This window comes from Endozoicomonas sp. 2B-B, assembly GCF_053470045.1.
This window is the reverse complement of record NZ_JBLZMU010000001.1, coordinates 3,917,214-3,941,260: the sequence shown is the minus strand read 5'-3', so window position 1 is coordinate 3,941,260 and position 24,047 is coordinate 3,917,214. Positions and strand designations below refer to the sequence as shown.

Here is a 24,047-nt window from a genome sequence, read left to right as displayed (position 1 = left end):
TTTATGCCCATGCCGGGCGTACCAAGTGGTTCCAGGTGACGCCTACGGCGTAGCTGAACCAAGCGTTAGGCACTTCAATCAATATGCTCAACTGACATAAAATCAGCTTTATTTAAAGCTAAGCTTTTTTTCATGTTGGTACATTCAGAGTTTTGTGTAATACTGCCATCTTTAAAGGTAAGCCCGCTGAGACTGGGTGTTTCTCTGAGCGCAGACATCGAATATAAAAATTGTTTTTTATGAAGAGCAACGTCAGTCGTATCTACATTATGCCTTATTAAAACTTTCCCTATGAAATCAGAAAGCTTTGCTCTATTTACTTTGATATGGCAGTGCCAACCGTCTAACTTGTGATTTTTACTAGTAGGATTTTCTGGCTTATGTAACTCTGCTTTATGGTCTGGATGATAACTAAAAATCATACTTCCACTATCATAACCCAATGCATTTTGACATTCTCCAAAGCTAAAAAAAATTTTACCTGGAGGATAATATATTGTTAATACATCTTGCTGAGCAGCCTCTCTTTCCGTTAGCTTTACAGCTGAAATGAAAGCTTGGCTTTTAGGAAAATAAGTAAAGCTCAGCGATGTACTGGTTATAGATTTACTAGCAAATTTACCTGACGAAAGGTTTTCTTGGTTTGATGCGTCTTGCGGACTTGGTTGTAATAAGTTTACCTGATCTATTCCTTGCACTTTATCCTCCTTAATAATCAATTTAATTACTAATCTGACAATGCTGCTGCCAAGTAGTTCTACCAATACAAACATGTGTGTTAGCAATACTAACTATTCGAGACCAGTGCATAAATCGGGTAAGGACTGGTCTTTCTCCGTAACGCCCTCCTAAACTGTTTCAATAAGCTAAAGTAGCGATGAGCACTTACCAGGATAAATACGGAGCGAACTAGTCATGTGTGTTTCAGTACTTGGTATCGATATTGGTAAAAACAGCTTTCATCTTTTCGGTATTGATCGCAAAGGCAACAGACTCATTAAAAAGAAACTTTCTCGTAAAAATTTACTGGAGTACATTGCCAATCTTGAGCCATGCCTTATAGCTATGGAGGCTTGCGGCGGATCTCACTACCTTGCAAGACTATTCCAGAAACAGGGCCATAACGTTAAACTGATTGCCCCGCAGTTTGTCAAACCCTATGTAAAGTCCAACAAAAATGACTATAACGATGCCGAAGCAATCTGTGAGGCTGCCACTCGACCCACAATGCGTTTTGTAGCGATAAAAACTTCAGAGCAACAGGCTTGGCAAATGTTACATCGTTATCGTCAACAAAGCATTGAACAACGAACTGCTTTGGTTAATCAGATCAGAGGAGCTCTGCTTGAAGAAGGCATTGTGGTAGCCCAAGGCATTGGTAAGTTGCGTGCTCAATTGCCCCGTCTATTGGAAAATGCAGAAAATGGGCTTCATCCCCTTTCGCGGTCATTACTTTATGGTCTATCTGAAGAGCTTTCTAATCTCGATAAACGAATCCGAGAGTATGATCAGAAAATACACGAAATAGCGTCACAGGATGATGTCTGTATCAGACTCATGACGATCCCCGGTATTGGTGCCTTGATTGCCACTGCGTTAAAGGCAGCAATCAGCAATCCTAAAAATTTCAAATCTGGAAGAGAGTTATCAGCATGGCTTGGTCTGGTGCCACGTCAATACTCCACGGGAGGAAAGCCCAAGCTGTTGGGTATCAGTAAAAGAGGAGATAAATATTTACGTACACTATTGATACATGGTGCCCGTTCGGTCTTGTGTGTTCTGAAAAATACAGATGATCGGTGTAAAAAGTGGGCAGTCCAACTCAACGCACGTACTAACCATAATGTTGCAACAGTGGGGTTGGCAAACAAAATCGCCCGTATTATCTGGGTTATTATGGCCAAGGGTGAAGTTTATAAGGCTGCATAGTTAAACCAGCAAACATGGGGACAGCAGAGAGCTTAAAGCCCCCAAAGATTGCGTAGAGTGTGTGAAGTTGATGGCAAACAGGTAAAAACCGACAATCTGGAACCTGCGCTGTGTCGTGGATCACGAATCCGATATCCTGCTAAGGACAGATCGTGCGAATTACCATCAGGGCCAGAGGGTAAACCTCAACGATAGGCCGTATATATGTTTGCAGTTATTGCTGTTTGCAAATCAACCAAACAGGCTCTTGCAAAAAAGGGCGGACCATCTATGACACAGGGGGACCTTGGAGGTTCCCATGACCCGAGAACAAAAGCAGCAATAGTGGAAAAACCACATCGAAGCCTGGCAGAACAGTGGCCTGTCCCAGGCTGAATATGTCCGCCGCAACGGGCTGCCAATCAAAACATTCGGCTATCACAAACGTCGCCTTCAATCTGCCCCGAAACTGCAGCAAACACTGGTTCCTGTGAAAGTAGATAATGATGACGTCAAACAGGTTCAAACACCGGAATCCGGCATCTCTCTTGTAACGCCCCGAGGCTTTACTATGGCTCTGGCTTCAGATTTCGATACCGCCTGTCTGCAACGTTTACTCCAGGTGATCAGCTGATGATGACTGCCAATATCAATCACCCTGTGTATATGGCCACTGGTGTAACAGAGTAGGCTCGACTGCCAGCACCGTGACTTGTATGGAGGTTCGAGGTTGACGAACTTCCCAAGCTGGTAACCAACAGCCTGCCCCCGAACGCAGCATGCACCTTTCAATGCACTACGCCCTCCAGTATTAATATCTTGCAGATTTACCACATTACCAACGCTTGATCGGCTAGTGTAGTGCGTCGTTCTTTTTGCAACTTAACCGGCGATTAGCCCGAACGACTTTTTCTAAGATATCATTTGCCTTAGCAGTCCAGATAAACGGCTTTGGATTTTGATTATGCTTTTCAATATATTCATCAATCGCACTGACTAGCTCTGGCACACTGACAAACACACCACGGCGTAACCGCTGACTCGTGAGATCCCGAAAAAATCTCTCAACCATGTTTAATCATGATGCTGACGTTGGCGTAAAGTGCATATGAAAACGAGGATGTTTTTCCAGCCATTCTCGCACCTTCGGGTGTTTGTGAGTCGCATAGTTGTCGCAAATCAGGTGCAGCTCTTTGTCTTTTGCCGTTTCCCTGTTTATCTGTTTAAGAAACTTCAACCATTCCACATGGGTATGACGCTGCTGGCACTGACCGATGACAGCACCATCAAGCACATTCAGTGCTGCAAAGAGAGTGGTTGTACCGGAGTTTTTCAAGATAGTTGTCCCGAAAACTGAATTTTAGGCTGCCTTTTTCTCGTTAATTCTTGCTTCAGACAACCGCTCAGGATTCAGTGCAACCGCACCTACAGGCTCCCAGTTTCTGATAACTCCTGACCAGCGCGTTGGATTAGCTTCTCGCGCTTTGGTATACACCTGTTTCCGGTGATTCAGGATTTCCTGATCTCTTTTCTCATGCCGTTGCGCAGGTGTCACAAAGCGGATTGAGCTATGGCGGTGTTCATTGTTATAAAAGCGCTCAAACTTCAGCATCCACTGTCGACTGTGTTCTAACGTCAGAAAACCTTGAGATGGCCACTGAGGACAGTACTTCACCGTTTTAAAGATCGATTCTGCAAATGCGTTATCGTTACTCACCCTTGGGCGACTATGAGAGGGAATAATGCCCAATTCCTCAAGCTTGGCCTTAAAGGTACTCGACGTCATTGGAGCCCCATTGTCTGAGTGCAGTACAAGCGGTGTTTTAGTGCATTTTTCAGCCACCATTGTCCGGTTAATCAGTTCACTGGCTAACTCACCAGACTCACGGCTATGAATCTCCCAACCAACAATCTTACGACTGTAAACGTCCAGTATCAGGTAGAGGTACCAGAACTGGCCGCGTACCCTGGAAGGTATGTAACTGATGTCCCAACACCAGACCTGGTTAGGGCCAGTAGCAACATAGGTTGTCGGCTTGTTGCTTTTCGATCGCTTTCTTGAACGACCGCGGTGGTGCAACTGACCATACTTTTTCAACACACGGTAAAAGCTAGATTCAGAAGCAACGTATACTCCCTTGTCTGCAAGGGCTGGCACGATCTGCGATGGTGGCAGGCTCGCATACTCATCTTCATTACTGATAGTCAGAATACGTTGCTCCTCTTCCTCAGTCAGTTTGTTAGAGGGTACCGGGCGCAAGGCATCCGGGCGTTTGTCCGTTAACACTGCACCATTGTCATCGCGCCAGCGATTCAGTGTTTTCAGGGATATTTCCAATTGTTCAGCAGCCTTCCAGCGAGAAGCGCCGTTTGCTATAGCCTCATCAAACCATGTCAGCAGTTGGCGGCGCTTATCGACAGGTGTCAGTTGTCCTCGCTGTCTATCCCGTAGAAGGCATCGAGCTTTTTTGATAGCACCAGCAGGGCTGCAGCTTCTGCCAACGCCTTGTCTTTACGGCGAAGCTCTTTTTCAAGGCTCTGATTGCGCTTACGCTCTTGTTTTAATTGCTTGCTTTCCTGGTCTGCACGCTGAGAAGCCTGAACAGCACCTGAAATACAAGCGTGCTTCCACTCCTTGACTTGTTGAGGATAAAGCCCTTTTTTACGGCAGTATTCACTTAACTCTGTTTCTGACAAAGCAGCGGTTTCGACGACCACGGCAAACTTGCTTTCAGCAGACCATTGTTCTGATTTTTGTTCGTTCCCTGGCACAGGTAATCCTTTGTCCCGTAGTTTTTTACGCCAATTATACAGGGTTTGTTCGCTGATACCTTCCTCTCTGGCAACATCCGGCACAGAGCGATTGTGTGGTGGTAACAGTTTTTTCAAAACAGCTGATTTACGTTCCTCTGAAAAACGAGGCATATTCAACGTCCATCGCCCACTGTCTAGCTTTTATTGGTTAATCAGTGAGCGGGACAACTATCCTGACACAGCGGGCCAGCGGCTGACCTGATGACGAACGATCTTCAGTATTTCCGCAATCTCAAGATTGCTTTTTCCTTCTGCAGAGAGAAGAACAATCTGGGCACGGCGGGCCAAGCGAAGAGGGCAAGTATTTGATGAAGTAATCTTTCTGGGTCGTATTTCTTCAGAAGCATCAAGTATTATCTCTGTGGCAACTCGCATAGTAAAAACAGGCAGTGGTTGGAATAACATCCATAGTAGACCGTTAGGAGTCTTTATGTACTGTTAATTAGGTCGCACTACACTAGTTCCGACAGCTTCATGCCGTCGTACTTTCCGTCATAAACTTTCATGTGACAGTCACGACAGACCGGTATTTGCTTCCGGTTGATTTGCGCCATTACCTTGCTAAAGCCTTTGGCTTCCTGACCCATCTTGCGGGTATGCCGGACATGATGCATCTCAATATCATCGGGTTTACCGCAAATTGCACAGTGACACCCCAGCTTGCTCCTTGTTCGCTGGTTTATTCGCTTCAGGTACAATTTCTCAGGATCAAGACCTTTGCCGCTGACATTAAATGCTTTCTGGTTCACCTTCAGGGACAGGTTATTGCCGTATCCATTAAAATTAACCTGTCGTATACTATCTTTAGTTGTCTTCAAGGCTGTAATCTTACCGTTGCCTTTCTTCAAAACTTGCCGGGTTGAACAGCGCCTGCTGCTCGCTAATGTATGCATCAGTGATCTTTGAAGCGTGTATACCATCCTGCTCATTTTTGACCTGTTGGCAGCGAAAGAGTAATAGTTCAGAACTTCTCCCAAGACCGAGTTGTAGTACATGACTATTTCCCATTCCTGTCTCGGGATTAAATCTCTACGCGCTTTTCCCTTAAAAGACCCTTTCTTAGCAAATCCATCCTCAACCAGTTTGCCCATCAGCTCCATGATCGGAGCTTCGAGCCTTATGGTGCCCGCACCAGTACGTGCAAGTGTTGCCCGTTTCGCATGGCCACTTTTATGTTTGGAAGTGTGCCCCTTGGGATCGGATTTAATATACGTCCCAAGAAATTTCACTTTTGCCTTGTCGGGTCTGGCGATCATGGCGGATGAAACAACCCTACAAGTGCTGAAAGAACCAGGGCGAGAGGCGGCCAGCAAATCGTATATGTGGCTATATCGCAATGGTGCTTACAGTAAACCCATTGTCATCTACGAATACCAGCAGTGGCGTGGATCTGAACATTTTAGCTGACTATCAGGGGACTCTGCACTGCGATGGCTACGCCATAGAACAGAGAGTGCGGGACAAAACACCGGATGAGCGACGCCTGGCGAGGCAAAACGACGCCGGTCCGGTGATGGACAAAATCAAGGTTTGGCTGGAAAAACAGGCGCTGAATGTCACCCCCAAAAGCAAGCTGGGTGAGGCGATTCGCTAAATGCAGAACCAGTGGACGTACCTTGTTCGCTAACTGGACAATGGTCTTGTGGGCATTGACAACAACGCATCAGAACGGGCGATCAAACCCTTCGTGATGGGGCACAAAGGCTGGCTATTCTCAGACAGTATTGCTGGTGCACGCAGCAGTGCGGTTCTGTACACACTGGTGTATACACAAGCCTGTCAGTCTGCTGTTTCTGAAGATCCTCATGACCTGTGATCAGCTAAAGCGGGTTGGTCGTGGTATGTTTGCTATTGATGGTCGTAAAATGTCGTCCAATGCCCGCAAGGAATGGAGTGGGACACATAACATAAGGAACTGCCCAGTAAACAGAAAAAGCTTGAGCAGATGATCGCCCATCTGATGAAACAGCATCAGAAGCACGACGTTCAGGAAGCACAGGACGAGCAGTATCGTGAGGGCGATGAGAAGCGTATTCAGACTCTGCGTATGTTAGCAATCTCCTTTTTCTACAGATTCGTTATGTTTTTATGAAGGAAATTGAAAATACAAAAATATGTGTCAGACTGCCTAGGTATTTCTCGCTATTTGTGATGGTGAGATGATGTTCTTGGAACCTACTCTATTGAGGTGAAGTATGAAGGTTCGGAGTATTAATGAATGTCGGCTTGTGCAATCTATTGCAATCTCTCTTTTTTCGTGTTCAGTGTGTATGGCTAATCCTGTGCCAACATTGAGTGACAAAAATGGAACTGAACCGACGGTTGATATTGAGTCATTTTCCCGGCTAGTGGATGATAAAAATGCTGACGACGTGCTGGAGTTAGCCAAGAAATATAATGTCCCCATTTATGAGGGGGAATTATCACTTGATGAGGTGACAGGCAATGTTTCATTAGAGACCAAACCATATGATATGAGTCTTGACTCACATGATGATAAAGCAAATGAAACGCGAGGGTTAGATAGAGAAAGAAGATCTATCGATATTGCTGATAGTGCTGATAGTGCTGATAGTGCTGATAGTGCTGATATTACTGATAGCAATAATGGGGATTGTCATCTTGAAGATCTTAAATTGGATGTGTCGAAATTTGATATTTTGAAGGGTGATATCAGCGAATTCTGGAGCGCAAAAAGAATAAACATCAAGCAGGCTGTTGGCAGTTGCTCTAATATAGATTCCATGAGAAAGGCCAGGCAGCACACTATCGCCAAGCAAAAATTATACGAGCAAAACTACCCTGTTCAGCCAGCAAGGTGCGTACCAATCAGTTTTAAAAATCGACCCTTCGTAGTCAAGAATAGCCAGGGAAATTTATCTATTGTGGTATTGAGAAAATTTATCGCAACTGAAGCTGGGTGTCGTTAGAAAAAGAACGTTTATTAAACGCATTTTTCGGACAAGGTGTAACAAAGAAAAATCCAGTTGACGTCAACGGCACACATGGTTTTGTGCGTGTGTGCCGGGCATGGCACCTAACTTGAGACATGAAAGTCCTCTTACCAGTTATTGGCAGAGTCGAAGGCTAGCGAAAGGGCACCGGCGTTGTCGCGTTGGGTGAGTTTGAGAGCTTTTTTATCGGTCAGGTGAAACCTGTGAACCGGAATGCTACGGCTTTCATATCGCAGCCACAGGTTCTGCAGGCGTGTTTGGGTCGGATGACGGGTTCCAGAGGTTCCAGCATGACTTTCAAGATCAGCTGAATCAGGTAAGTCTGCCTTTAGCCCGACATTACAGGAATCCGTAGTCACGGACTCGTCGCAACCCTTTGGGCAGAACATGCTATAAAATCAGCCAGATAAAGTCTTCTCCTTTTATGGTTCGCTGCTCCTTTGCACCGGTTTTACTGTTCCGGTAGATGAAAGTCACTTGCCCGTCATCATGACCTGTAATCTGCCGGTCAGTGAGAACGCCCCGGTAGAGATCTCTGGACAAGTATTACAAAGCAGGTTCGCCTTTTCCGACGTGCTGACAATTCACCATCCAGAGTTCGGGCAGCGATTTTTTCAGCGTTGGTGTCAGTAAACCCGCTTCTTTCGAGGCTTTCAACAATCGTCCCCGGAAGACTCTGGCCAGGTTGTTACTGTTGAACAGGTATTTACCCTTGAGCTTTCGCCATTCACGACGGCGGGTATTAATACCACCATCCGGAACTACAAAGTGCACATGAGGGTGATATCACGGTACTGGTAGGCAGTGCATTTCTCATGGCTCTTTGGGGTAACGAGCGATTCATCGGCTTTTGTGCCAGGTGTTTTTCTGCTTTATCCCGGTCTTGTGGAAATACCCAACGTGGATTTCTGTGGGTTTTCCAATGGGTTCTCAGGGCCTCGAGTGCTTGGTTTGGCAATGGGACCTAACGATCTTTGCCGCCTTTGCACTGTCTTAAATGAACACTCATTCTGTCTGAGTCAATATCGTTGACAGTGAGGCTCAATGCCTCTCCTAACCTCAGTCCCGAACTGTAAGTAACGAGAATAAAGTTTTTGAATATTGGATTCCCGGCAGTCGCCTGACTGAGAGAGGCTTGAAGATATCAATGAATTTCCACGGTTTGTTGATCACATGTCCATAGTAGAACTGGATACCGTTGCGATCTGTTTTTAATATACTCCATGAGTGGCTTTCGATCAGATCCGCAAAATAGGTTTTAAGGTCATCCGTGTTGAGTGCATCGAGGGAGCAGTTAAAATAGCTGGCAAGACGTCTAACGGGCGGCTGTAGAGATCAATGGTGGGCTTGCTTTTGCTTTGAAGTTTGAGTGCGGTCAGGTGTTTTTGGTAAAGTTCTTCGAACTGTTTTTTTCGATTGAATTCATGTTTGGTATTCCTGTTATTCAGACACATCAGAATTGATGTGGTATCAGGAATTATTAGACAATATTGTAAGTTTTTTTCCGTGTAGCGGCTTGGTTCAACAACAGGCTCAACTGGGACGTACATATTGTGCGCCCGTCAGTTTTTCGGTTTTGCGCTGCCAGCAATCAGTTAAAGCCAGTTAAACGGGTAGGTTTTGGTCTATGATTATTTTCTTATTAATCACTTGAATGATGACTTAAAAGTGAAAAAGTTACTAAAGACAGTATGTTTATTCTATTGTTTCTCAGACTGTGCCTGCTCACAGACTGGAAAAGGTTTCATTGATGTTTTTTCAAACTCTTTAATTGTTCCAAATATTTTAAAATATTTAAGCTTTCAAGGCATTTCTTCATTTCGAACTGCGGTTGGTTGTGACTCATCTCTTTTGGGTTTGTCTGAATTAATACAAAGCTCGGGTCTACATGTAATAAGAACTATAAGTCGAAATAGGTGGCTGAATTACGCGTATTCTTCCTATTTAAGTGAAGATGGGGATTGGGAAGTGCGTGGAACACCTCAAGCAGGAATGCTGGAGTATTCTACAGACAGGGAGTTTGACATTAAAAAAGTGATTTCATATTCAGAAGGTGAAAGAGATGAAGCTCCATGGGTCATGTTTGGGGAACTACATGATGGCTCAGTATTTCACTTTATTGCTAGCTGTGATTATACTGGTTTTGATTGCCAAGGAAGTGGAGTGATAACGTATGCGCCAAGTTGGGTCAACTTACTCAATAATCTTAGCCCTCGCGCACTAAATTACCTGATTAGCAATTTAAATACATCTGATGAGTTTATTGTCCTCCTTCTAAAAAACAAAGACTGCCCTGAAATACTTATACGTCTTTTTATTCAGGCACTTAATCAAAAAACGTAATAATTCATTCAAGTACGATCATGCGCATAAAAAATTTCCAGCAGACTGCGCCTGCGGCGGAGCAGTTGAAAATGACGTGTGTGCCGAGCATGGCACTTAACTTGGGAGGTGAAAGTCCTCTGACCAGGTATTCGCAGAGCCGAAGGTTGGCGAAAGGGCATGGGCGTTGCCGTGAGGCGGGCTCTACGCGACCCGGTCTACGCGACCCGGTCTACGCGACCCGGTCTACGCGACCCGGTCTACGCGACCCGGTCTACGCGACCCGGTCTAAAGGAAGCTCGATGCAATACTCAAAGATGTCTCTTATTTTAAACAGGTCAGAGTAGCTTTTAGCTCAGTAGAATGGCCTAATGATCAAGATTTCAGCAAGGATGCTCTTTATCTTCTCGGCGTTTCAGTGAGTTCAGCTCAAAGAAAACATTGACAACGCACCTTAAAAGAGAATCCGGCGGCGCTAGATGCACCGCCGCTTATAGGCTAGGCGTTAGATGCTCAAACCGAGCAAGGAGACTGGTATGAAAATCGAAGAAAAGGGAGTTATACCTGATTCAATTTTTTGGGTAGGAATTGGTAATATTTCGATATACTTGATCATATATTTTCTCGGGTGCTTAAATTCTGGATGGACATGTTCTGGTGATAGCATGGGCGGAATAATGATGGTTTACGCATTGACCATTTTTATTCCTCAGTTTCTACTGTTTATTTTCTTAACAATCTACTTTATTCGTAAATTAACTTGTATATTCAGAAAAGAAGAAAATGAACGACCAAGTAGAAGAGACTGGAGAAAGTTCATAATCTATTCTTCGTTATCAATGTTTGCTTATTTTATAGGGTGATTATTACTCCATATCTTAAACATAAAGTTTCAACAAAACCATGAGTTTGCGAATAGATATTATTCATAATTTTTATTAAACATTTCAAGAGCAGATCTAGCAAAATCGCCGTAAACCCTCGTCCAATCGAGGGTGTCGTAAAAGCCAAAATTCAAATACAGTAAAGCTCTCTCCTTTGCGAAGTATGAGGCTTTACTGAGTTTCTTTTCCGACTGACCCATTTTCTATCAAGTAACCAATATTTTTCAAAAGTAACCGCTCATTTGAGGACGTCTTCAAAAATCACAACCTGACTGCCAGCCTTTCCCCTGCAAACAACGCAGGAGATACCTAACGTGAAGCAACTGACAAAACCCTTTACCCGTCTCAACCCTGAGCAGTGGCAACAGATCATTGATCAGCAAATAGCCAGTGGCTTGAGCCAGAAAGCTTTTTGCCAAACTCAAAACATAAGCCTGGCAACATTCACAAACTGGAAACGCAAACTCAGGAATTACGACAACACTGACTCCTTTGATATCGCTCAGGCTTCTGCCCCGGAATGGGTTGAAGTCCCAAACGGGCTGACTGAACCTCCAGCCAGCTTAAACTGGCAGTTGGAACTTGAGCTGCCAGAGTAAGCCAGCAGATGCAAGCCAAACACCAATTTAGCGTTCTCAAGCCCACTGCGACGGAAGCGACTTAACCCCTGTATCTCAAGAAAATCCATGGTTATGGCGGCGGAAAGTTGCTACAACGAATGGAGAAGATCAAAAAAGAAACGCTGAAACGACTTTGGTCGGAATTTATGTGAACAGCTTGCCCCGCCAGATGCGTATTCTGGTCAGCTTGAACACCCATTCTGGTTCATTTGAACACCCTGGATCTCCTACGCATCACCCAGTCTGATTTTTAGTCCAAGTGTTCAAGTGTTTCCAGTTTTCCCAGCTTCTTGCGCATGGATTCCCCTTTCAGCGTAATCCTGTGGGCGTTGTGCATCAGGCGATCCAGAATGGCGTCTGCCAGAGTCTCATCACCGATGCTGCCATGCCATTGCCGGGTCGGTAGCTGGCTGGTAACCAACGTTGAACTTTGTTCGTGACGGTCATCCATCACTTCCAGTAAATCGTTGCGTTGCTGCTGGGTCAGAGGTTCCAGCCCCCAGTCATCCAGTATCAACAAATCCACCTTCGCCAGTTGCTTGAGTTGCCTGCTGTAGCTGCCATCACCATGGGCAAGGCTCAGCTCTTCCAGTAAGCGCGAGAGTCGGTAATAGCGGACACTGTAACCCTGTATGCAGGCCCGGTGTCCCAGTGCACAAGCCAGGTAACTTTTACCACTGCCACAAGGTCCGGTAATCAGCAGGTTCCTGTGCCTGTTTAACCAGTCCTCGCTGGACAGTGTGGCTATTTGGACTTTCTTCAACCCCCGGGGATGTTCGTAGTCAATGTCGTCTACCCGTGCAGCCAGCTTAAACCTGGCCGCCCTCAGTAACCGGGCAAGACGTTTGTTATTGCGCTCGGTCTCTTCCTGTTCTGTCAGGAGGGCCAGCCGCTCCACAAAGCTCAGGCTGTCGTAGGTGCCGGGCTGCTCCAGTTGCTGAGCCAGGGCATCGGCCATGCCTGTCAGGCGCAGTGACCGCAGACGGTTCAGAGTTTGATTCATCATGATACGTCTCCGGTTACTGATAGCTGGCTGCACCACGAACATTTTCGTGGCTGTCATGAAGAGGTAGTGTCGTTTGTTTCACCTCAGGTTGAAGAGCCTGTTTGTCTTTACCTGATTGCAGGATCGCCCGGATATTCTTGAGTCGGTAACCTTTGATTTTCCGGGCATGGGCGCAAGCATTGTTTAACCGGTCAGCTCCGTAATCCCGTTTGAGGTTCAATAACCCCAGGCAAGACCGATAAGCCTGCTCCGGATGCTCACGACTGTTCAACAGATACTGAGTTATCCAGTGAACATCGGGGCCCAGCTGTTTTGCCCACTCCAGCAGTCGTTCCGGTGTCCACTCCTGGTGCTTGCTATGTCGTTCAGGCATATGGGCTGATTGAGTGGTAAAACCGGTTGTGAACTTACGGGGGTGACAGGCCACAACTTCACCTTTGCAGAAGACAGTGACCGTATGTTCTGTTGCCTGAACTTCCACCTCTTTCTTGACCAGCTGATGAGGCACTGAGTAGTAATGGCCTTTACAGTGAATGTGATAGTCAATGTTCACCCTGGCTTTGCTGAACTCAGCGTACTCAAAGGCCTGTTTGGGCAAAGGTCGCAAAGCGGGTTCGTCCAGTTGCTCAAAGGTACTTCGTCGTGTACCTGGCAGTTTTTGAAAGGGCTTAAGGTTGAGTTCAGTCAACAGCTCCCGTATACGACTGTTCAGTTCTGCCAGGGTAAAGAAGGTCTCATGACGAAGTCTGGCCAGTATCCAGCGTTCAACCAACTGCACACCCACTTCGGCTTTCGCCTTGTCCTTGGGCTTGTAGGGCCGAGCTGGAATGACCGCCACCTGGTAGTGGTTGGCCAGGTGTTGGTAAGCCGGGTTCAGGTCCGGTTCATAACGGCAAGTCTTACTGACACCGCTCCTGAGGTTGTCTGGTACCACGACAGCTGGAATACCTCCAAAGAACTCAAAGGCCCGAACATGAGACCCCAGCCAGTCTTCGGACTTCTGGGATAGGGTGGCTTCTGCGTAGGTGTAGTTAGAGGCTCCCATCACCGCTACGAAAATCTGGGCGTTATGGGCGATCTCACCGGTCTTTGGATTAACGACAGGGACCGTAAGACCGGCGTAGTCTACAAACAATTTTTCACCCGCCTTGTGATGCTGTCGCATGGAACGTTTCTGGCAGCCCAGCCACTGATTGTAGCGGTGACAGAACTGCGAGTAGCTGTAGGCATTGAGAGTGCTCTCCTGGCAGTACTCCTCCCAGAGTGTTTGCTTGGTCACCTCCTTGCGCTTGAGTGACTGGTGAATAACGCCCCAGTCCGGGTCGACCAGCCCCTGGCGGCTCGACAGTGGGGGCTCAGGGAACAATGTTTGCACCAGGGTAGCCTCAGAGCAATCGGAGGACAGAGGCCAGCTGAGTGGGGACCGCTCAAAGGCCTGAACGTAGTTGGACACAGTGCCAACACTGACCCGCGTGCTGCGAGCTATTTGCCGGATGCTGAGGCGGCACTCAAAGCGCATCCGAAGTATTTCTTGAAGTTTTCGCATGGAAATCCTGTTATTTGGCATGACTGCTGTCCTTTCTGTTTAGAAAGGTCAGCGGCTAAAGTTCAAGGAAATCAATGCGTAAGAGATAATCTACCGAAAGAAGAGGTTTCAGATTCTGGAGGCTTGAACACGGATTCTGGGCAGTTGAACAGCAATTCTGGAAATCTCCAAAAAGTGTTCAAGAGTTGACAGAATGGGTGTTCAAGTGCTGCCAGAATAGGTGTTCAAGAGTTAGCAGAATCAGTGTTCAAGCGATGCCAGAATATGCACCAGAGGCGCCTGCAGTGTTCTGAACGGTTCTCAGGCTGCTAATAAGCCAGAATGGAAAAATACAAATTAACCGCGAATCTGAAGATCAGTACTCGCTAATAACAGTAACCGCAGGTTTACGGCTTTGTTTTTGGGTTTTTCTAAAGGCTCGTTAGCTGTTCTCTCCACATCTCAAAAAACGACATAATTGAGACAAACAAGAAATATTGAGTTAGAATATCTCAATATCACACTTTTTTGAGATATATTATGTTCAAGGCACCACCACCTGAAGGCCTAAATCCAAATGTATTTGAGGAAATCTCCCAATATAGTCCAGAGAAATTTGGAGATTATCTTAGTTATTACAAGCCCTTAGATGGAAAAGGTCGCTATTTACCCTTTGATGAATTCCGATATCGAGTAAAGAAAGGCTTAGATGTAGCTATTGCATGGTCCTTAACAAAACTGTCTAGAAACAGCCAGTATGTAAACTTGCTGCCTGTAGGTGAACCAACCGGACTATGTAGCCTAATACTTACGCCATCGATTCAAAAAACGATCTCACACACTGATCGGAACGCAACTACAGCTGCACTAGAGTGGATGAGTAGCAAAATTGGGGAAGAGCAACATTTTGAATATCTTCTAAATGATCTCATTGAAGATGAAGCAATTAGTAGTAGCCAGTTGGAAGGGGCAGCTACAACGACTCTTGTAGCAAAAGACATGCTCAAGAGAAAGAGAAAACCAAGAACATCAGATGAAAAAATGATTCTTGGAAACTATAAAATGATGAGATTTGCATGGGACAATAGAGATGAGCCTCTGACTATTGATTTGATATGTGACATGCAGAGGATTGGTGTCAGTGACATTGATGATGATAAATATACGCCAGGTGTATTTAGACAAACTGATGATGTTGTCGTTGTAGATAGTGATGGTGAAACCGTCCATACACCGCCTTCTCATAAAGGGATAAAGAAACGGTTTAAACTTTTATGCGACTGGATAAATCAATGTCATGATGATGAGGATAGCTCAGACTACCTCCATCCACTAGTCAAGGCAATTTCATTGCACTTTTCGATTGGTTTTGAGCATCCATTTCGAGATGGAAACGGAAGAGTTGCCCGATCATTATTTTATTGGTTCATGTTCAAAAATGATTATGCAGCATTCAGATATATTGCAATAAGTGTTTTACTAAGAGCTGCTCCTGTAAAATATGGAATGTCATATTTATATACTGAGACGGATGATATGGACTTAACATATTTTATCGAATATCAGTGTGGAATTATTCATAAAGCAATAAATAATTTCAAAGAAGCATATAAAAAAGCATTAGATGATATTGAAAGTTTCAATCAATGGATTTGGTCTTCAGGACTTTATAAAAAGCTATCAGAAAAACAGAGGGTTGTGTTTCAGGTAGCAAAGAGTGGTACAGCAAGTGTCTTCACAGCATCTAGTGTAAGAGACAATCTTGGTTGCTCGTATAATACTGCTTCAACTGTACTAAACGGACTAGTTGATCTAAATATTTTTGAAAAAAAGAAACACGGTAGAGAGTGGCTTTTCTACATGATGGATAAAAATTCTATTCAGAAAAAATGGAGAACGCAGCTAACAAAAAAAACCAGGTGACACCTACGGCATACCAGATTTTAGTGTGTGTGCCGAGCATGGCACTTAACTTCAGAGGTGAAAGTCCTCTTACCAGGTATTCGCTGCCAAAGGTTAGCGAAAGGGCAAGGGCGTTGTCGCGAGGCAGGGTCTGCGCGACCCGACCTGCGCGACCCGACCTGAACAAAGCTCAACGCAAAATCGCGGGACGACGAACAGCAACCCAATACGAGATGTGACGTATTCGCGGCCAGTGGGCACGTGATCATTAACCGCTCCATCTGCAATCTTTTGTTCATTTTTGATGGGCGGTTACTGGGAAATCTATACTTCGATCTTTCATGGGCATTACAACAATGATGAAACCGGTCGTTTAGCCTACGATCCAACCATGCTTTTAAAGGTGGTGTTGTTCGCCTATTCCCGATCCTCTCGCTCCATTTCATCCAATGTTTCCTGAAGCCAGCGTTTAGAACGATCATTAATATCTTCCTCGGAGAGAGCCGAATCTGTCTTCCTGATAGAATTACCAATAATTGTAATTGCTTCTTGCTCTGGTTGAGGACGTAATTCTGAAGGTACTCTGTTCCTATGGAGAGACTCGATGTGTTCTGTTAATAACAAATCTTCATTTGTGACTACAAGACAGTCACCAGGTTGTGCAAAAATTTTATACGTAACTGCTAGAAGTAATAGAACTATACGTATAGTAATCATTTCAATATTCAGCTTTAAATAGTACGTTTTGTTCGGACAGTATAGGCATAATAGCTGTTAGCAGGCAGATGTATGATAGTTTTTCCGCTTTGTCAGTAGTTAAGTAATGTACCAAAAAAAGTGCCGACAATCAGTTCGATCAAAACCTGTTCGGAGTATCTTTTAGCGGTAGATGCCTGCTGGTTTTGAGCCAGTCTCCAATGATTCTTTAGTGTAATCTTGTGTCTGTCAGCGTTGGTTCCCAGTTTTTATAAGTACTTGGTCTGGTGCTCTATTACACTTTAGAGTAGTGTCATTATTGGTGTTGCCTGAGGGGTGTTAACTCCGTTTTGAATGACCTTCACCCACTGATTTGAGATGACCCGCTTTCTGTCGTGTTTTTGAGCTCGACTTAACAGTTAAGTTCAGGATCATTCTTTATCCGATTATTTATTTCGGTTGAGCCATTCAAAAGTGCAGTCTGTATGCTCCATAAATTAATGACCTTTATAGGTCGGCATTGATTTTAAATCAGGAAAGATGAGTTCGCATATTTAATAAGAGGGATGTAGAGATAGCAGTTGTGCTTATCTTATTTTTCTAACGGTTTCTCAGGTTTCACCCGGATACCCATACTCTGAGCAATAAAGATGGATATAATCTGAAATAGCCTCTATTTGTTCGTAATTTTCAAAAAAAGGGTTGGTCAGAACCTGTGACACATAAAGCTGAACGACTGGGTAAAGCTCAATGCAATCTTGAATTAAACGAGCTAAGTAAACGTTGTTGAACCAAACTAGCTCAAGAAATACTAGAATCGCCTGCTCCACAGTTGCTCCTTTTTTTACTTATTAAGTTTTATGTAGCTAAAGGATTTACGAATTTATTTTTTATAATGCAACAATAGCATAAAGAGTTTAAAGAGCAATGGCACCTTTAGGGATGAATGCAACCAGCCACTAATAAAAATCAAAATCAGTATGCCGGTTTCTTAAATCGTTAGCTTTTAGTTCAGGGACTAACTTTTCTGGCAAGCACATTTTTCGCCAAAATCCTTTGTGGCTTTAGTTTGATTTTGTTCAAATTTAGACAAACTCTAAGCCTTTGGCACATGGTTTTAATTTTAACTCTTTTCTTTGCTCAGTAGTGAATGGCCATATGGTTAATGGAGAAAGAAATTTCACCATTTCTGCATGATAGCTTTCACTCTTGCCGCTGCCTTGTGGGGGAATTTGTTCACATTCGCCATGTAATGGGCTTTCCCCATCCTGGAGTGCCAGGGAACTCCGCCAGCAAACTTGTGTGGTACGGATCACCGCAAACAGTCTACATGTGTCCTTGCTGTCTCTGCATACCACCTGATAAGCCGTTAAGGTGTTGGCGATATTCTTCAGAATAACAAGGCACGATACATGCCTGCTGCCTACTGTTGACTTCTGGACATGGCCTGATCGATGTGACACTACATCACCCGCCCGAGGTGAATAAAAACATGCAAGGCAGAGTAAAAAAATGTCCGGAAAATCCTTGCTACATCAAGTTTTTCAGACAGGCACTGAATAGATGGGAATAAATAAAGCATTTTCAAATTTAAGGTCTATTGTTATGCCTCGTTGATAAGATCTTTAGGCAAATCCAATTATGAAAACAGTAAAACTTCTGACTATGATTCGCTTGTTTATGTTATTCATTCTGGCTGTGACTTTTCCTCTTGTTGGTCACAGTGCTGCTTTTTCCAACCTGTTGAGTTGGACAGCTTGGATGAGTTCCTCCAAAGCCATTGAAAAAAGGAGTGAGACATTGGAGGGGATTAGCAAACTGTCGTTTATAGGGCACAGTCCGCCTCTTCATCTCACTTATGATAGCAAGTCAAATGTCGAGATCGATAAAACAATTTCTGAACTGGATAATAATCAGCTTTATATCATTTTGAATGGCGTACCAAATGACCGGTTTGTTTTTTGTTTCAGGACACCTCCAGTATTCTCGTCGGAGAATTTTCTTTCTCCTCCGGTAATTACAAAGTCTTTAACGGATAAGGGTTTGCCCGATATACAAGACGTGAGATTGAGACTGTTGGGATCGACACCAGGTACTGGTCGCTGGCAGTATGAGTACACGGCCCGATGGCGTTTGCCCGCAGGTAATCACTCGCTGGTTCTGGCCGTTGAAAATAATGGTAATGAATGGCTTATAGAACCGGAATGTAGTGGTATTCTTTCAGAACTCACCCGTTCTCCGTCGCCTTTGAGAAGCAATACTTTCGATGGCAAAAAAGCATCATTTGTTGATATTTTTTACCGTAATAAACAGGCTGTAAGAAATGAGCCTGTCAGTTCTGACGACAATAGCCGTACCAGTGGGCCTTTAGCAATATCTGCATCACCTGATACTATCGATAACAGCGAATCATTCACAAGGTCTGGTGGTGGCGGTTTTGGTGGTGATGATTTAGACGATTTATTCAAGAAAAGGCCGGGAAATGGGTTAACGCCTCTTTACTCTTTTGAATGGATGAGTGACCTGGTCAGCAGAATAATCCTTGTACCTGTCCCTGACGCTGATGGCGAAACCTTAAAAAAACAGATTTGGGATACCCGGATTCTTCTCAAAATCAAACAGGGTTGGAATGAGCAGGCGATTATTATTTCGCAGGAACTCTGGCGTAAAATAAAGGGTGCAAATCTTGAAAGGAGTACGGGACTTTTTCTGGCATTGTCCAGAAATCCCGATAATCCGGAAGTTGCATTCGATCACTACCTGAGCAGTAACCCGGCACAACCCTTACAGGCAGAAGACTATCGTCGCTATACGCAGCAAGATTTTATTTTAAGTCCCAAACAATTACTTAGTGTGTCTGTTTTTCCGGGCCATTGCCCCACTGGGATCGGTTGCTCTGGAGGAACCGGTCAGGTTGAAAAGGAAATGGCAGACCTTGGCGCGAAACCTCCCGGCTATAGCCAATCTCAAAGAGACGATGATCGGCACCATCAAGGAAGCCAAGGTAGAAGAGGGAGTGGGGGAGATGATGGATCCGGTAGATCACCAAGCAGTGGACTATGCAAAAATTGCAATAAGCCTGTTGTTGCCTTCAATAAATGCCGTGAATGCCTGAATCGTGAATCTAATTTATTTGAGCAGGTAGCTAATAAAGAGCTCTCCTCTTCAACAGATCAAAATAGCGAAATACCACTGTCTGAAGCAAAAGATTTTAATGCTTTAGCAATTGATGTATTTCAGTGGTTTCAAACTTTGAGATCAAATGAAAAGGAGGCAATACATTATTTTCACCATAATGACTACTATAATCTACCAGAGCTTTATAAGCTTTTATCTCATCGCTTTTATTTAGACAAGAATAATCTAAGTAAATTTCATTCAAAATGGGTTGAATTTACAAAAGGAAATCTGGCACTTTACTCGCTTATTTCAGAAGTCGGTGAATTGGCTAAATCCCAGGGAGTCGATGATTATGTTGAGGTGATGAGAATTATACAAGCGCTCGCATTAAAAAGGGAGGTATATGAGAACGAAATTTCTTTAACACTATTCAGAAGCAAATTGATAAACTATCTAGCGAGAAATAATCTTTTGGTATCTGATGAATCGGATCAAATTTCTTATTCAAGATTGCATTGCCATAAGAAAGCAGAATTGATTGATTTTATTTATCAGTTTTTTAAATTGACTGTTCCCTTGGTAAAAGAAGAAACTGTACCATTGGGATATGAAGTAATGGTAATGTTAAATAGCTTTGCCAGAGAGATTTATGCTGAGTTTTTTTTTGGTCTTCCGGATGTTGATGATGACGGTTTATTCGACGTTATTATGTGGGGTTATGCAAATCACAATCAATATTCTTTTCTAACTCCAAACAACAGGGATAATTTTCTTGAGGTTAACAGTCATCAATCACTTCAAAATATGGCATTGTTTGTTTCTGCTGATGGATCATCAAATGCTGAAGAAGTTAGCACTATGTTTACGGCTTTGGCTATTGTAAAATCAATGTTTTCCGAACGTTTGACAAAAGTTTTTCCGGAGCATGCTCTTTTAATAAAAGGTATTCCCTATAAGCAACTTGATTTTTTAAGGACTTTTACTTCTAAAGCCAGAGAGCAGCTTTTTGAAGTGCTAAAACTTAGTGGGGAAGAAAAAAAAGATGAATTCATACGTAGTATGCTTTTGATCTTTGGTATGGTTCCAAAAGAACTATCTGATGAATTGTCTAAAGAATCGGATTCTGAACTTTATCCATTATCGCAAGTTGCTTCTCACGCAGTAGCACATCCTCAGCATCTGTCATCAAAAATAAGAATACCGCAGTCTGTAAGTTTGGACTTTGCTTTACCACAAGGGGTACTCCAGAATATTGGATTTAAGCTGGACGAAGATTGGGAAAATTTTGCCAAAAGCTCTTTCCTTAGTAATGCTGATGTAAGAAAGATTGATGCTGATAACGAGAGAGTTGAAGATAAGGCAATGGCAATGCTAGAACTATGGCAACAATTGAAAGTCCGAATTACCTTTGTAGATTTACTGGTTGTTCTTGAAAGCATCGGACGAGATGATCTTATAGACGATATAATGGAACTTTATGCTCTTTGAAATCATTAACTTTTTTATCGAAAGTCGTCTCAATTCGGTGATTTTGGAGCATTTTATGGCAGCGGTAAAACAACAGTGGGCATCAACAGTCGGGACAGCAGTTTTGGTATTTTCATCTAACCATGTGATCTGTTTCTGAGGTGTTTCATAAAATTTAGTGCACCGCGAAAAACCACGTCCTATGGACGTGGTCATGAATTGTTGGCCCTGCCTGCAATGAACGGAGCTACCCATGCTACAGCGAGGCATAAGGCTCATGCCCATTGATTTTGGCGGTTTTGGGACAGAGTGAAGCGGTCGTTTATAGTAGCCCGACTGTGCAATTCAATTGTTCTTCTGAGAAATATCAGAATAGGTGAGAATAAATAAAAAAACTTCAAATATAAGGTCTATTGTAATCTCTTATCAATAAGATTGTAGGCAAATTCAATTATGAAAACAGCAAGGCTTTTTGCTGTGATCCGGCTGTTTCTGTTACTCACCCTGTCTGTCATTTTACCGCTTGCCGGTCACAGTGCCACCCATATCAAATGGAGTTCAGGACTTTTTCTGGCATTGTCCAGAAATCACGATAATCCGGAAGCTGCATTTGAACAGTACCTGAGCAGTAACCCGGCACAACCTTTACAAGCAGAAGACTATCCTCGTTATGCAAAACAAGAATTCATTTTAAGTCCTAAACAATTACTTAGTGTGTCTTTTTTCCCAGGCTTCGTCCCCAGCGGGACGAGCCACTCCGGGGGAAGCAGTCAGGCTCAAAGGCAAATGACCAACCTTAGTGAAACCCCACCTGCCGACACCCAATTTAAAAAAGACTATGGTCGTCAAAATCGGGGCAGCCGTGATGGTGGAGGGAGTGGGGGAGACGATGGTTCAGGTGGATCACCAAACAGTGGGTTATGCCAAGTTTGTAAAAAACCGGTACTAGCTTTCAACAAATGCAAAGAATGTCTGGATCGTGAACCCAGTGTTGCTGAGCAGGAACTGACTAAAGAACTGCCTTCTGCAATAAGACAAGATAGAAAAACAGCTGTGTCAGGAACAAAAAATGCTGACACATCAGCAATCCATGTATTTCAATGGTTCAGAACTTTAAAATTAAAGGATAGGCAGAGAGGAAATTGCTTTCACAGAAATGATTGCTATAAATTTCCACAACTTTATAATCTTTTAACTCAAAGTTTTATGTCAGATAAAAATACGCTTAGTAAGTTTCATTCGCATTGGGCCAGGTTCTTAAATTACAGTATGTCAATTTACGAGCTTATTTCAGAAGTCGGTAGATTGGCAAAATTAAAGGGGATTGAAGATTATGTTGAGGTAACAAGGATAGTTAAAGTGCTTGCTTTTTATAGGGATGAATTTGAGAGCGAAACTAGTTTGAAAGAATTTGGAAACGACTTGTTGAACTGCCTGACGAGTAACAATATTATTGCCTCTGATGACTCAGATCAAGTTTTTTATTCGGGATTAGATCATCAAAAGAAAGTAGTGTTAGTTAAGTTTATTTATCAGATCTTTAAAAAAACTGGTCAGTTGCTAGAAGATGAAATGTTTCCGTCGGAATTTGAAACAATATCAATGTTAAATAAATTGGCGAGAGACGTTTATGCCAAGTATGCTTTTGGTATTCCGGGTCCGGATATTAATGATCAGGGGTTATCAGAGATTCCTGTGTGGGGCTCTGCGAGCCAAAATGAATATTCTTTTATTACTCCATTTAACATTGATATTTTTCTTGAAATTACCAATCATCAACCACTTCATCTTCTGGCATTAAATGTTTCTGCCGATCAATCATTAGATGTTGAAGACGTTAAAGCTATGTTTACTGCTTTGGCTCTTATAAGATCAATGTTTGGGCAACGGTTAAACGCTATATTCCCAGAACATGTCAACTTTGCTAAAGATGTAACCCATGAGCAAATTGATCTGTTAAGTACTTTTACTCTTATAGCGAGGGAAAAACTGGTTGAGATACTGAACCTTGCTAAGCCGAAAGAAAAAGACGAATTTATTCGTAGTATGTTTTTGATCTTCGGTATCCTTCCTAAGGATCTATCTTATGAAATGTGTGCTCCTGAACCTGTTACGTTAACGCAAGCCACTGCCGACGCAGCTGTGCATGCTCAGTATCAACAATCAGAAAGAAGCACACCGCAGTCTGTAAATTTGTGCTCTACTGTAGCAGAACAGGAACTCCTGAATATTGGTTCTAAACTTGACATCGATTGGCAAAAATTTGCAAAAAATACGGGTGTTCTCAGTGACGATCAACTAAGAAGTATTAATGTTGATAACGATAGATTTGATGATAAAGTAAAGGCAATGATGGAAAAATGGAAACGAATGAAAGGCTGGATTACCTTCAATGACTTACTGGATGTTCTTGCAGAAATCGAACGATATGATCTTATAACCGAACTAATAGATCGTTATCATCTTTGACACTATAGACTTTATATCTGGTTCCCGAGAGAAGTAAAATGGGTATCCCTATATTTGACTAATCGACTTGATATAATAATCTTTTCCTGCTTCCGATTTTTACCGCTTTATCAGGAAATCCCATTACTCGAACTCGTAGCAGCCTATTTTAACTGATTCAGCTACTGCCTGAGCGCTCAACCAACAACACCTACCCCGCAAGGCTTGGGTGGGGTTTATTAAAAATTCTGGTTTGATCTTCATTGGCAACATGTGCTCCACATTCACGTCTTTTTCCGGGGCCGACAGAGTTGTCAACATAGTGACAGAAGAGTGATGCGACGTTTATAGTAACTTGGCTGCGAATTTTAAAGGTTTTTT

General features: G+C 43.5%; 21 protein-coding genes and 4 pseudogenes. 12 read left to right on the top strand and 13 right to left on the bottom strand.

Translation table 11 applies throughout. The features are described from left to right. Window positions 1-74 precede the first annotated feature (74 nt). Window positions 75-698, bottom strand: a complete 624-nt coding sequence (locus ACOMHB_RS15025) for a hypothetical protein (RefSeq protein WP_448217221.1) — start codon at window positions 696-698, stop codon at window positions 75-77. A gap of 217 nt (window positions 699-915) precedes the next feature. Here ACOMHB_RS15025 and ACOMHB_RS15020 point away from each other — a divergent pair, with 217 nt between their 5' ends. Then, window positions 916-1,929, top strand: a complete 1,014-nt coding sequence (locus ACOMHB_RS15020) for an IS110 family RNA-guided transposase (RefSeq protein ID WP_448217220.1) — start codon at window positions 916-918, stop codon at window positions 1,927-1,929. Window positions 1,930-2,266: 337 nt separating this feature from the next. Continuing rightward, complete coding sequence (gene tnpA, locus ACOMHB_RS15015; RefSeq protein WP_448218644.1) at window positions 2,267-2,542, top strand: IS66 family insertion sequence element accessory protein TnpA; 276 nt, start codon at window positions 2,267-2,269, stop codon at window positions 2,540-2,542. Window positions 2,543-2,761: 219 nt separating this feature from the next. Here the strand turns inward: tnpA (ACOMHB_RS15015) and ACOMHB_RS15010 are convergent. The 4 genes and pseudogenes from ACOMHB_RS15010 to ACOMHB_RS14995 all read right to left on the bottom strand — a co-directional run. Then, a pseudogene (locus ACOMHB_RS15010) lies at window positions 2,762-3,241 on the bottom strand (IS630 family transposase); the annotation flags it as partial. A 27-nt stretch (window positions 3,242-3,268) separates the two neighbouring features. Beyond that, window positions 3,269-4,833, bottom strand: a protein-coding gene (locus tag ACOMHB_RS15005) for an IS3 family transposase (protein ID WP_448215008.1) whose coding sequence is annotated in 2 segments (ribosomal slippage) — window positions 3,269-4,380 and window positions 4,380-4,833 — 1,566 coding nt in all. Because the reading frame shifts where the segments join, the coding sequence is not laid out codon by codon here. 57 nt (window positions 4,834-4,890) lie between these two features. Beyond that, window positions 4,891-5,127, bottom strand: a complete 237-nt coding sequence (locus ACOMHB_RS15000; protein ID WP_448217219.1) for a helix-turn-helix domain-containing protein — start codon at window positions 5,125-5,127, stop codon at window positions 4,891-4,893. A gap of 47 nt (window positions 5,128-5,174) precedes the next feature. Beyond that, window positions 5,175-5,978 carry a group II intron reverse transcriptase/maturase gene (locus tag ACOMHB_RS14995; RefSeq protein ID WP_448217218.1) on the bottom strand — a complete coding sequence of 268 codons (804 nt, stop codon included), beginning with the start codon at window positions 5,976-5,978 and terminating at the stop codon, window positions 5,175-5,177. On the opposite strand from ACOMHB_RS14995, the gene ACOMHB_RS14990 reads away from it, so the two are divergent. Both ACOMHB_RS14990 and ACOMHB_RS14985 read left to right on the top strand, forming a co-directional pair. Further along, the gene (locus tag ACOMHB_RS14990) at window positions 5,977-6,129 is read left to right on the top strand and encodes an IS66 family transposase (protein ID WP_448217217.1); all 153 of its coding nucleotides are present in this window, start codon (window positions 5,977-5,979) and stop codon (window positions 6,127-6,129) included. The genes ACOMHB_RS14995 and ACOMHB_RS14990 overlap by 2 nt on opposite strands. Next, window positions 6,059-6,538, top strand: a pseudogene (locus ACOMHB_RS14985) (IS66 family transposase). The gene ACOMHB_RS14990 and the pseudogene ACOMHB_RS14985 overlap by 71 nt, the downstream one beginning before the upstream one ends. A gap of 4 nt (window positions 6,539-6,542) precedes the next feature. Here the strand turns inward: ACOMHB_RS14985 and ACOMHB_RS14980 are convergent. Further along, window positions 6,543-6,779 (bottom strand): hypothetical protein, encoded by a 237-nt coding sequence (locus tag ACOMHB_RS14980; RefSeq protein WP_448217216.1) that lies wholly within the window; start codon window positions 6,777-6,779, stop codon window positions 6,543-6,545. Between the two features lie 213 nt (window positions 6,780-6,992). On the opposite strand from ACOMHB_RS14980, the gene ACOMHB_RS14975 reads away from it, so the two are divergent. Further along, window positions 6,993-7,652, top strand: a complete 660-nt coding sequence (locus ACOMHB_RS14975) for a hypothetical protein (protein WP_448217215.1) — start codon at window positions 6,993-6,995, stop codon at window positions 7,650-7,652. Between the two features lie 214 nt (window positions 7,653-7,866). On the opposite strand, the pseudogene ACOMHB_RS14970 reads toward ACOMHB_RS14975, so the two are convergent. The 3 genes and pseudogenes from ACOMHB_RS14970 to ACOMHB_RS14960 all read right to left on the bottom strand — a co-directional run. Then, a pseudogene (locus tag ACOMHB_RS14970) lies at window positions 7,867-8,462 on the bottom strand (IS91 family transposase); the annotation flags it as partial. Window positions 8,463-8,640: 178 nt separating this feature from the next. Beyond that, on the bottom strand, window positions 8,641-8,763 hold the full coding sequence (locus ACOMHB_RS14965; RefSeq protein WP_448218643.1) for a tyrosine-type recombinase/integrase: 123 nt from the start codon (window positions 8,761-8,763) through the stop codon (window positions 8,641-8,643). Next, window positions 8,736-8,984 (bottom strand): annotated as a pseudogene (locus tag ACOMHB_RS14960) (hypothetical protein); the annotation flags it as partial. The pseudogene ACOMHB_RS14960 and the gene ACOMHB_RS14965, both read right to left, overlap by 28 nt. A gap of 312 nt (window positions 8,985-9,296) precedes the next feature. Between ACOMHB_RS14960 and ACOMHB_RS14955 the strand changes: the two are divergent. The 3 genes from ACOMHB_RS14955 (at window position 9,297) to tnpA (ACOMHB_RS14945) (ending at window position 11,481) form a co-directional block, all read left to right on the top strand. Beyond that, window positions 9,297-10,019, top strand: a complete 723-nt coding sequence (locus ACOMHB_RS14955; protein ID WP_448217214.1) for a hypothetical protein — start codon at window positions 9,297-9,299, stop codon at window positions 10,017-10,019. Window positions 10,020-10,534: 515 nt separating this feature from the next. After that, window positions 10,535-10,861 carry a hypothetical protein gene (locus ACOMHB_RS14950; protein WP_422138095.1) on the top strand — a complete coding sequence of 109 codons (327 nt, stop codon included), beginning with the start codon at window positions 10,535-10,537 and terminating at the stop codon, window positions 10,859-10,861. 335 nt (window positions 10,862-11,196) lie between these two features. Further along, complete coding sequence (gene tnpA / locus ACOMHB_RS14945) at window positions 11,197-11,481, top strand: IS66 family insertion sequence element accessory protein TnpA (RefSeq protein WP_448217213.1); 285 nt, start codon at window positions 11,197-11,199, stop codon at window positions 11,479-11,481. 271 nt (window positions 11,482-11,752) lie between these two features. Here tnpA (ACOMHB_RS14945) and istB read toward each other — a convergent pair whose 3' ends face one another. Continuing rightward, window positions 11,753-12,511, bottom strand: coding sequence for an IS21-like element helper ATPase IstB (istB, locus tag ACOMHB_RS14940; RefSeq protein WP_448218584.1), 759 nt, complete (start codon window positions 12,509-12,511; stop codon window positions 11,753-11,755). Between the two features lie 10 nt (window positions 12,512-12,521). Then, window positions 12,522-14,075: an IS21 family transposase gene (gene istA, locus ACOMHB_RS14935; protein ID WP_448215045.1), complete on the bottom strand. Its 1,554-nt coding sequence runs from the start codon at window positions 14,073-14,075 to the stop codon at window positions 12,522-12,524. Window positions 14,076-14,573: 498 nt separating this feature from the next. Between istA and ACOMHB_RS14930 the strand changes: the two genes are divergently transcribed. Continuing rightward, window positions 14,574-15,956, top strand: coding sequence for a Fic family protein (locus ACOMHB_RS14930; RefSeq protein WP_448217212.1), 1,383 nt, complete (start codon window positions 14,574-14,576; stop codon window positions 15,954-15,956). A gap of 283 nt (window positions 15,957-16,239) precedes the next feature. Continuing rightward, on the top strand, window positions 16,240-16,395 hold the full coding sequence (locus tag ACOMHB_RS25745) for a transposase (RefSeq protein WP_487247187.1): 156 nt from the start codon (window positions 16,240-16,242) through the stop codon (window positions 16,393-16,395). Here ACOMHB_RS25745 and ACOMHB_RS14925 read toward each other — a convergent pair. Further along, window positions 16,353-16,652, bottom strand: a complete 300-nt coding sequence (locus ACOMHB_RS14925; protein WP_448217211.1) for a hypothetical protein — start codon at window positions 16,650-16,652, stop codon at window positions 16,353-16,355. The two genes, ACOMHB_RS25745 and ACOMHB_RS14925, sit on opposite strands and share 43 nt — an antisense overlap. 590 nt (window positions 16,653-17,242) lie before the next feature. After that, window positions 17,243-17,461 (bottom strand): hypothetical protein, encoded by a 219-nt coding sequence (locus ACOMHB_RS14920; protein ID WP_448217210.1) that lies wholly within the window; start codon window positions 17,459-17,461, stop codon window positions 17,243-17,245. Between the two features lie 811 nt (window positions 17,462-18,272). On the opposite strand from ACOMHB_RS14920, the gene ACOMHB_RS14915 reads away from it, so the two are divergent. Beyond that, window positions 18,273-21,239, top strand: a complete 2,967-nt coding sequence (locus tag ACOMHB_RS14915) for a hypothetical protein (protein ID WP_448217209.1) — start codon at window positions 18,273-18,275, stop codon at window positions 21,237-21,239. Between the two features lie 432 nt (window positions 21,240-21,671). Next, a complete protein-coding gene (locus tag ACOMHB_RS14910) occupies window positions 21,672-23,687 on the top strand; it encodes a hypothetical protein (protein ID WP_448217208.1) in 2,016 nt (671 codons plus the stop codon). Window positions 23,688-24,047 lie beyond the last annotated feature (360 nt).

Excerpts from the sequence above, each read along its gene's own strand:
- ACOMHB_RS25745 (WP_487247187.1), top strand. The coding sequence starts at position 16,240 with ATGGGCGGTTACTGGGAAATCTATACTTCGATCTTTCATGGGCATTAC.
- ACOMHB_RS14950 (WP_422138095.1), top strand. The coding sequence starts at position 10,535 with ATGAAAATCGAAGAAAAGGGAGTTATACCTGATTCAATTTTTTGGGTA.
- ACOMHB_RS15000 (WP_448217219.1), bottom strand. The coding sequence starts at position 5,127 with ATGTTATTCCAACCACTGCCTGTTTTTACTATGCGAGTTGCCACAGAG.
- istA (WP_448215045.1), bottom strand. The coding sequence starts at position 14,075 with ATGCCAAATAACAGGATTTCCATGCGAAAACTTCAAGAAATACTTCGG.
- ACOMHB_RS15020 (WP_448217220.1), top strand. The coding sequence starts at position 916 with ATGTGTGTTTCAGTACTTGGTATCGATATTGGTAAAAACAGCTTTCAT.
- ACOMHB_RS14910 (WP_448217208.1), top strand. The coding sequence starts at position 21,672 with ATGAAAACAGCAAGGCTTTTTGCTGTGATCCGGCTGTTTCTGTTACTC.
- ACOMHB_RS14930 (WP_448217212.1), top strand. The coding sequence starts at position 14,574 with ATGTTCAAGGCACCACCACCTGAAGGCCTAAATCCAAATGTATTTGAG.
- ACOMHB_RS14975 (WP_448217215.1), top strand. The coding sequence starts at position 6,993 with ATGGCTAATCCTGTGCCAACATTGAGTGACAAAAATGGAACTGAACCG.
- ACOMHB_RS14925 (WP_448217211.1), bottom strand. The coding sequence starts at position 16,652 with ATGATTACTATACGTATAGTTCTATTACTTCTAGCAGTTACGTATAAA.
- ACOMHB_RS14915 (WP_448217209.1), top strand. The coding sequence starts at position 18,273 with ATGAAAACAGTAAAACTTCTGACTATGATTCGCTTGTTTATGTTATTC.
- ACOMHB_RS14995 (WP_448217218.1), bottom strand. The coding sequence starts at position 5,978 with ATGATCGCCAGACCCGACAAGGCAAAAGTGAAATTTCTTGGGACGTAT.
- ACOMHB_RS14990 (WP_448217217.1), top strand. The coding sequence starts at position 5,977 with ATGGCGGATGAAACAACCCTACAAGTGCTGAAAGAACCAGGGCGAGAG.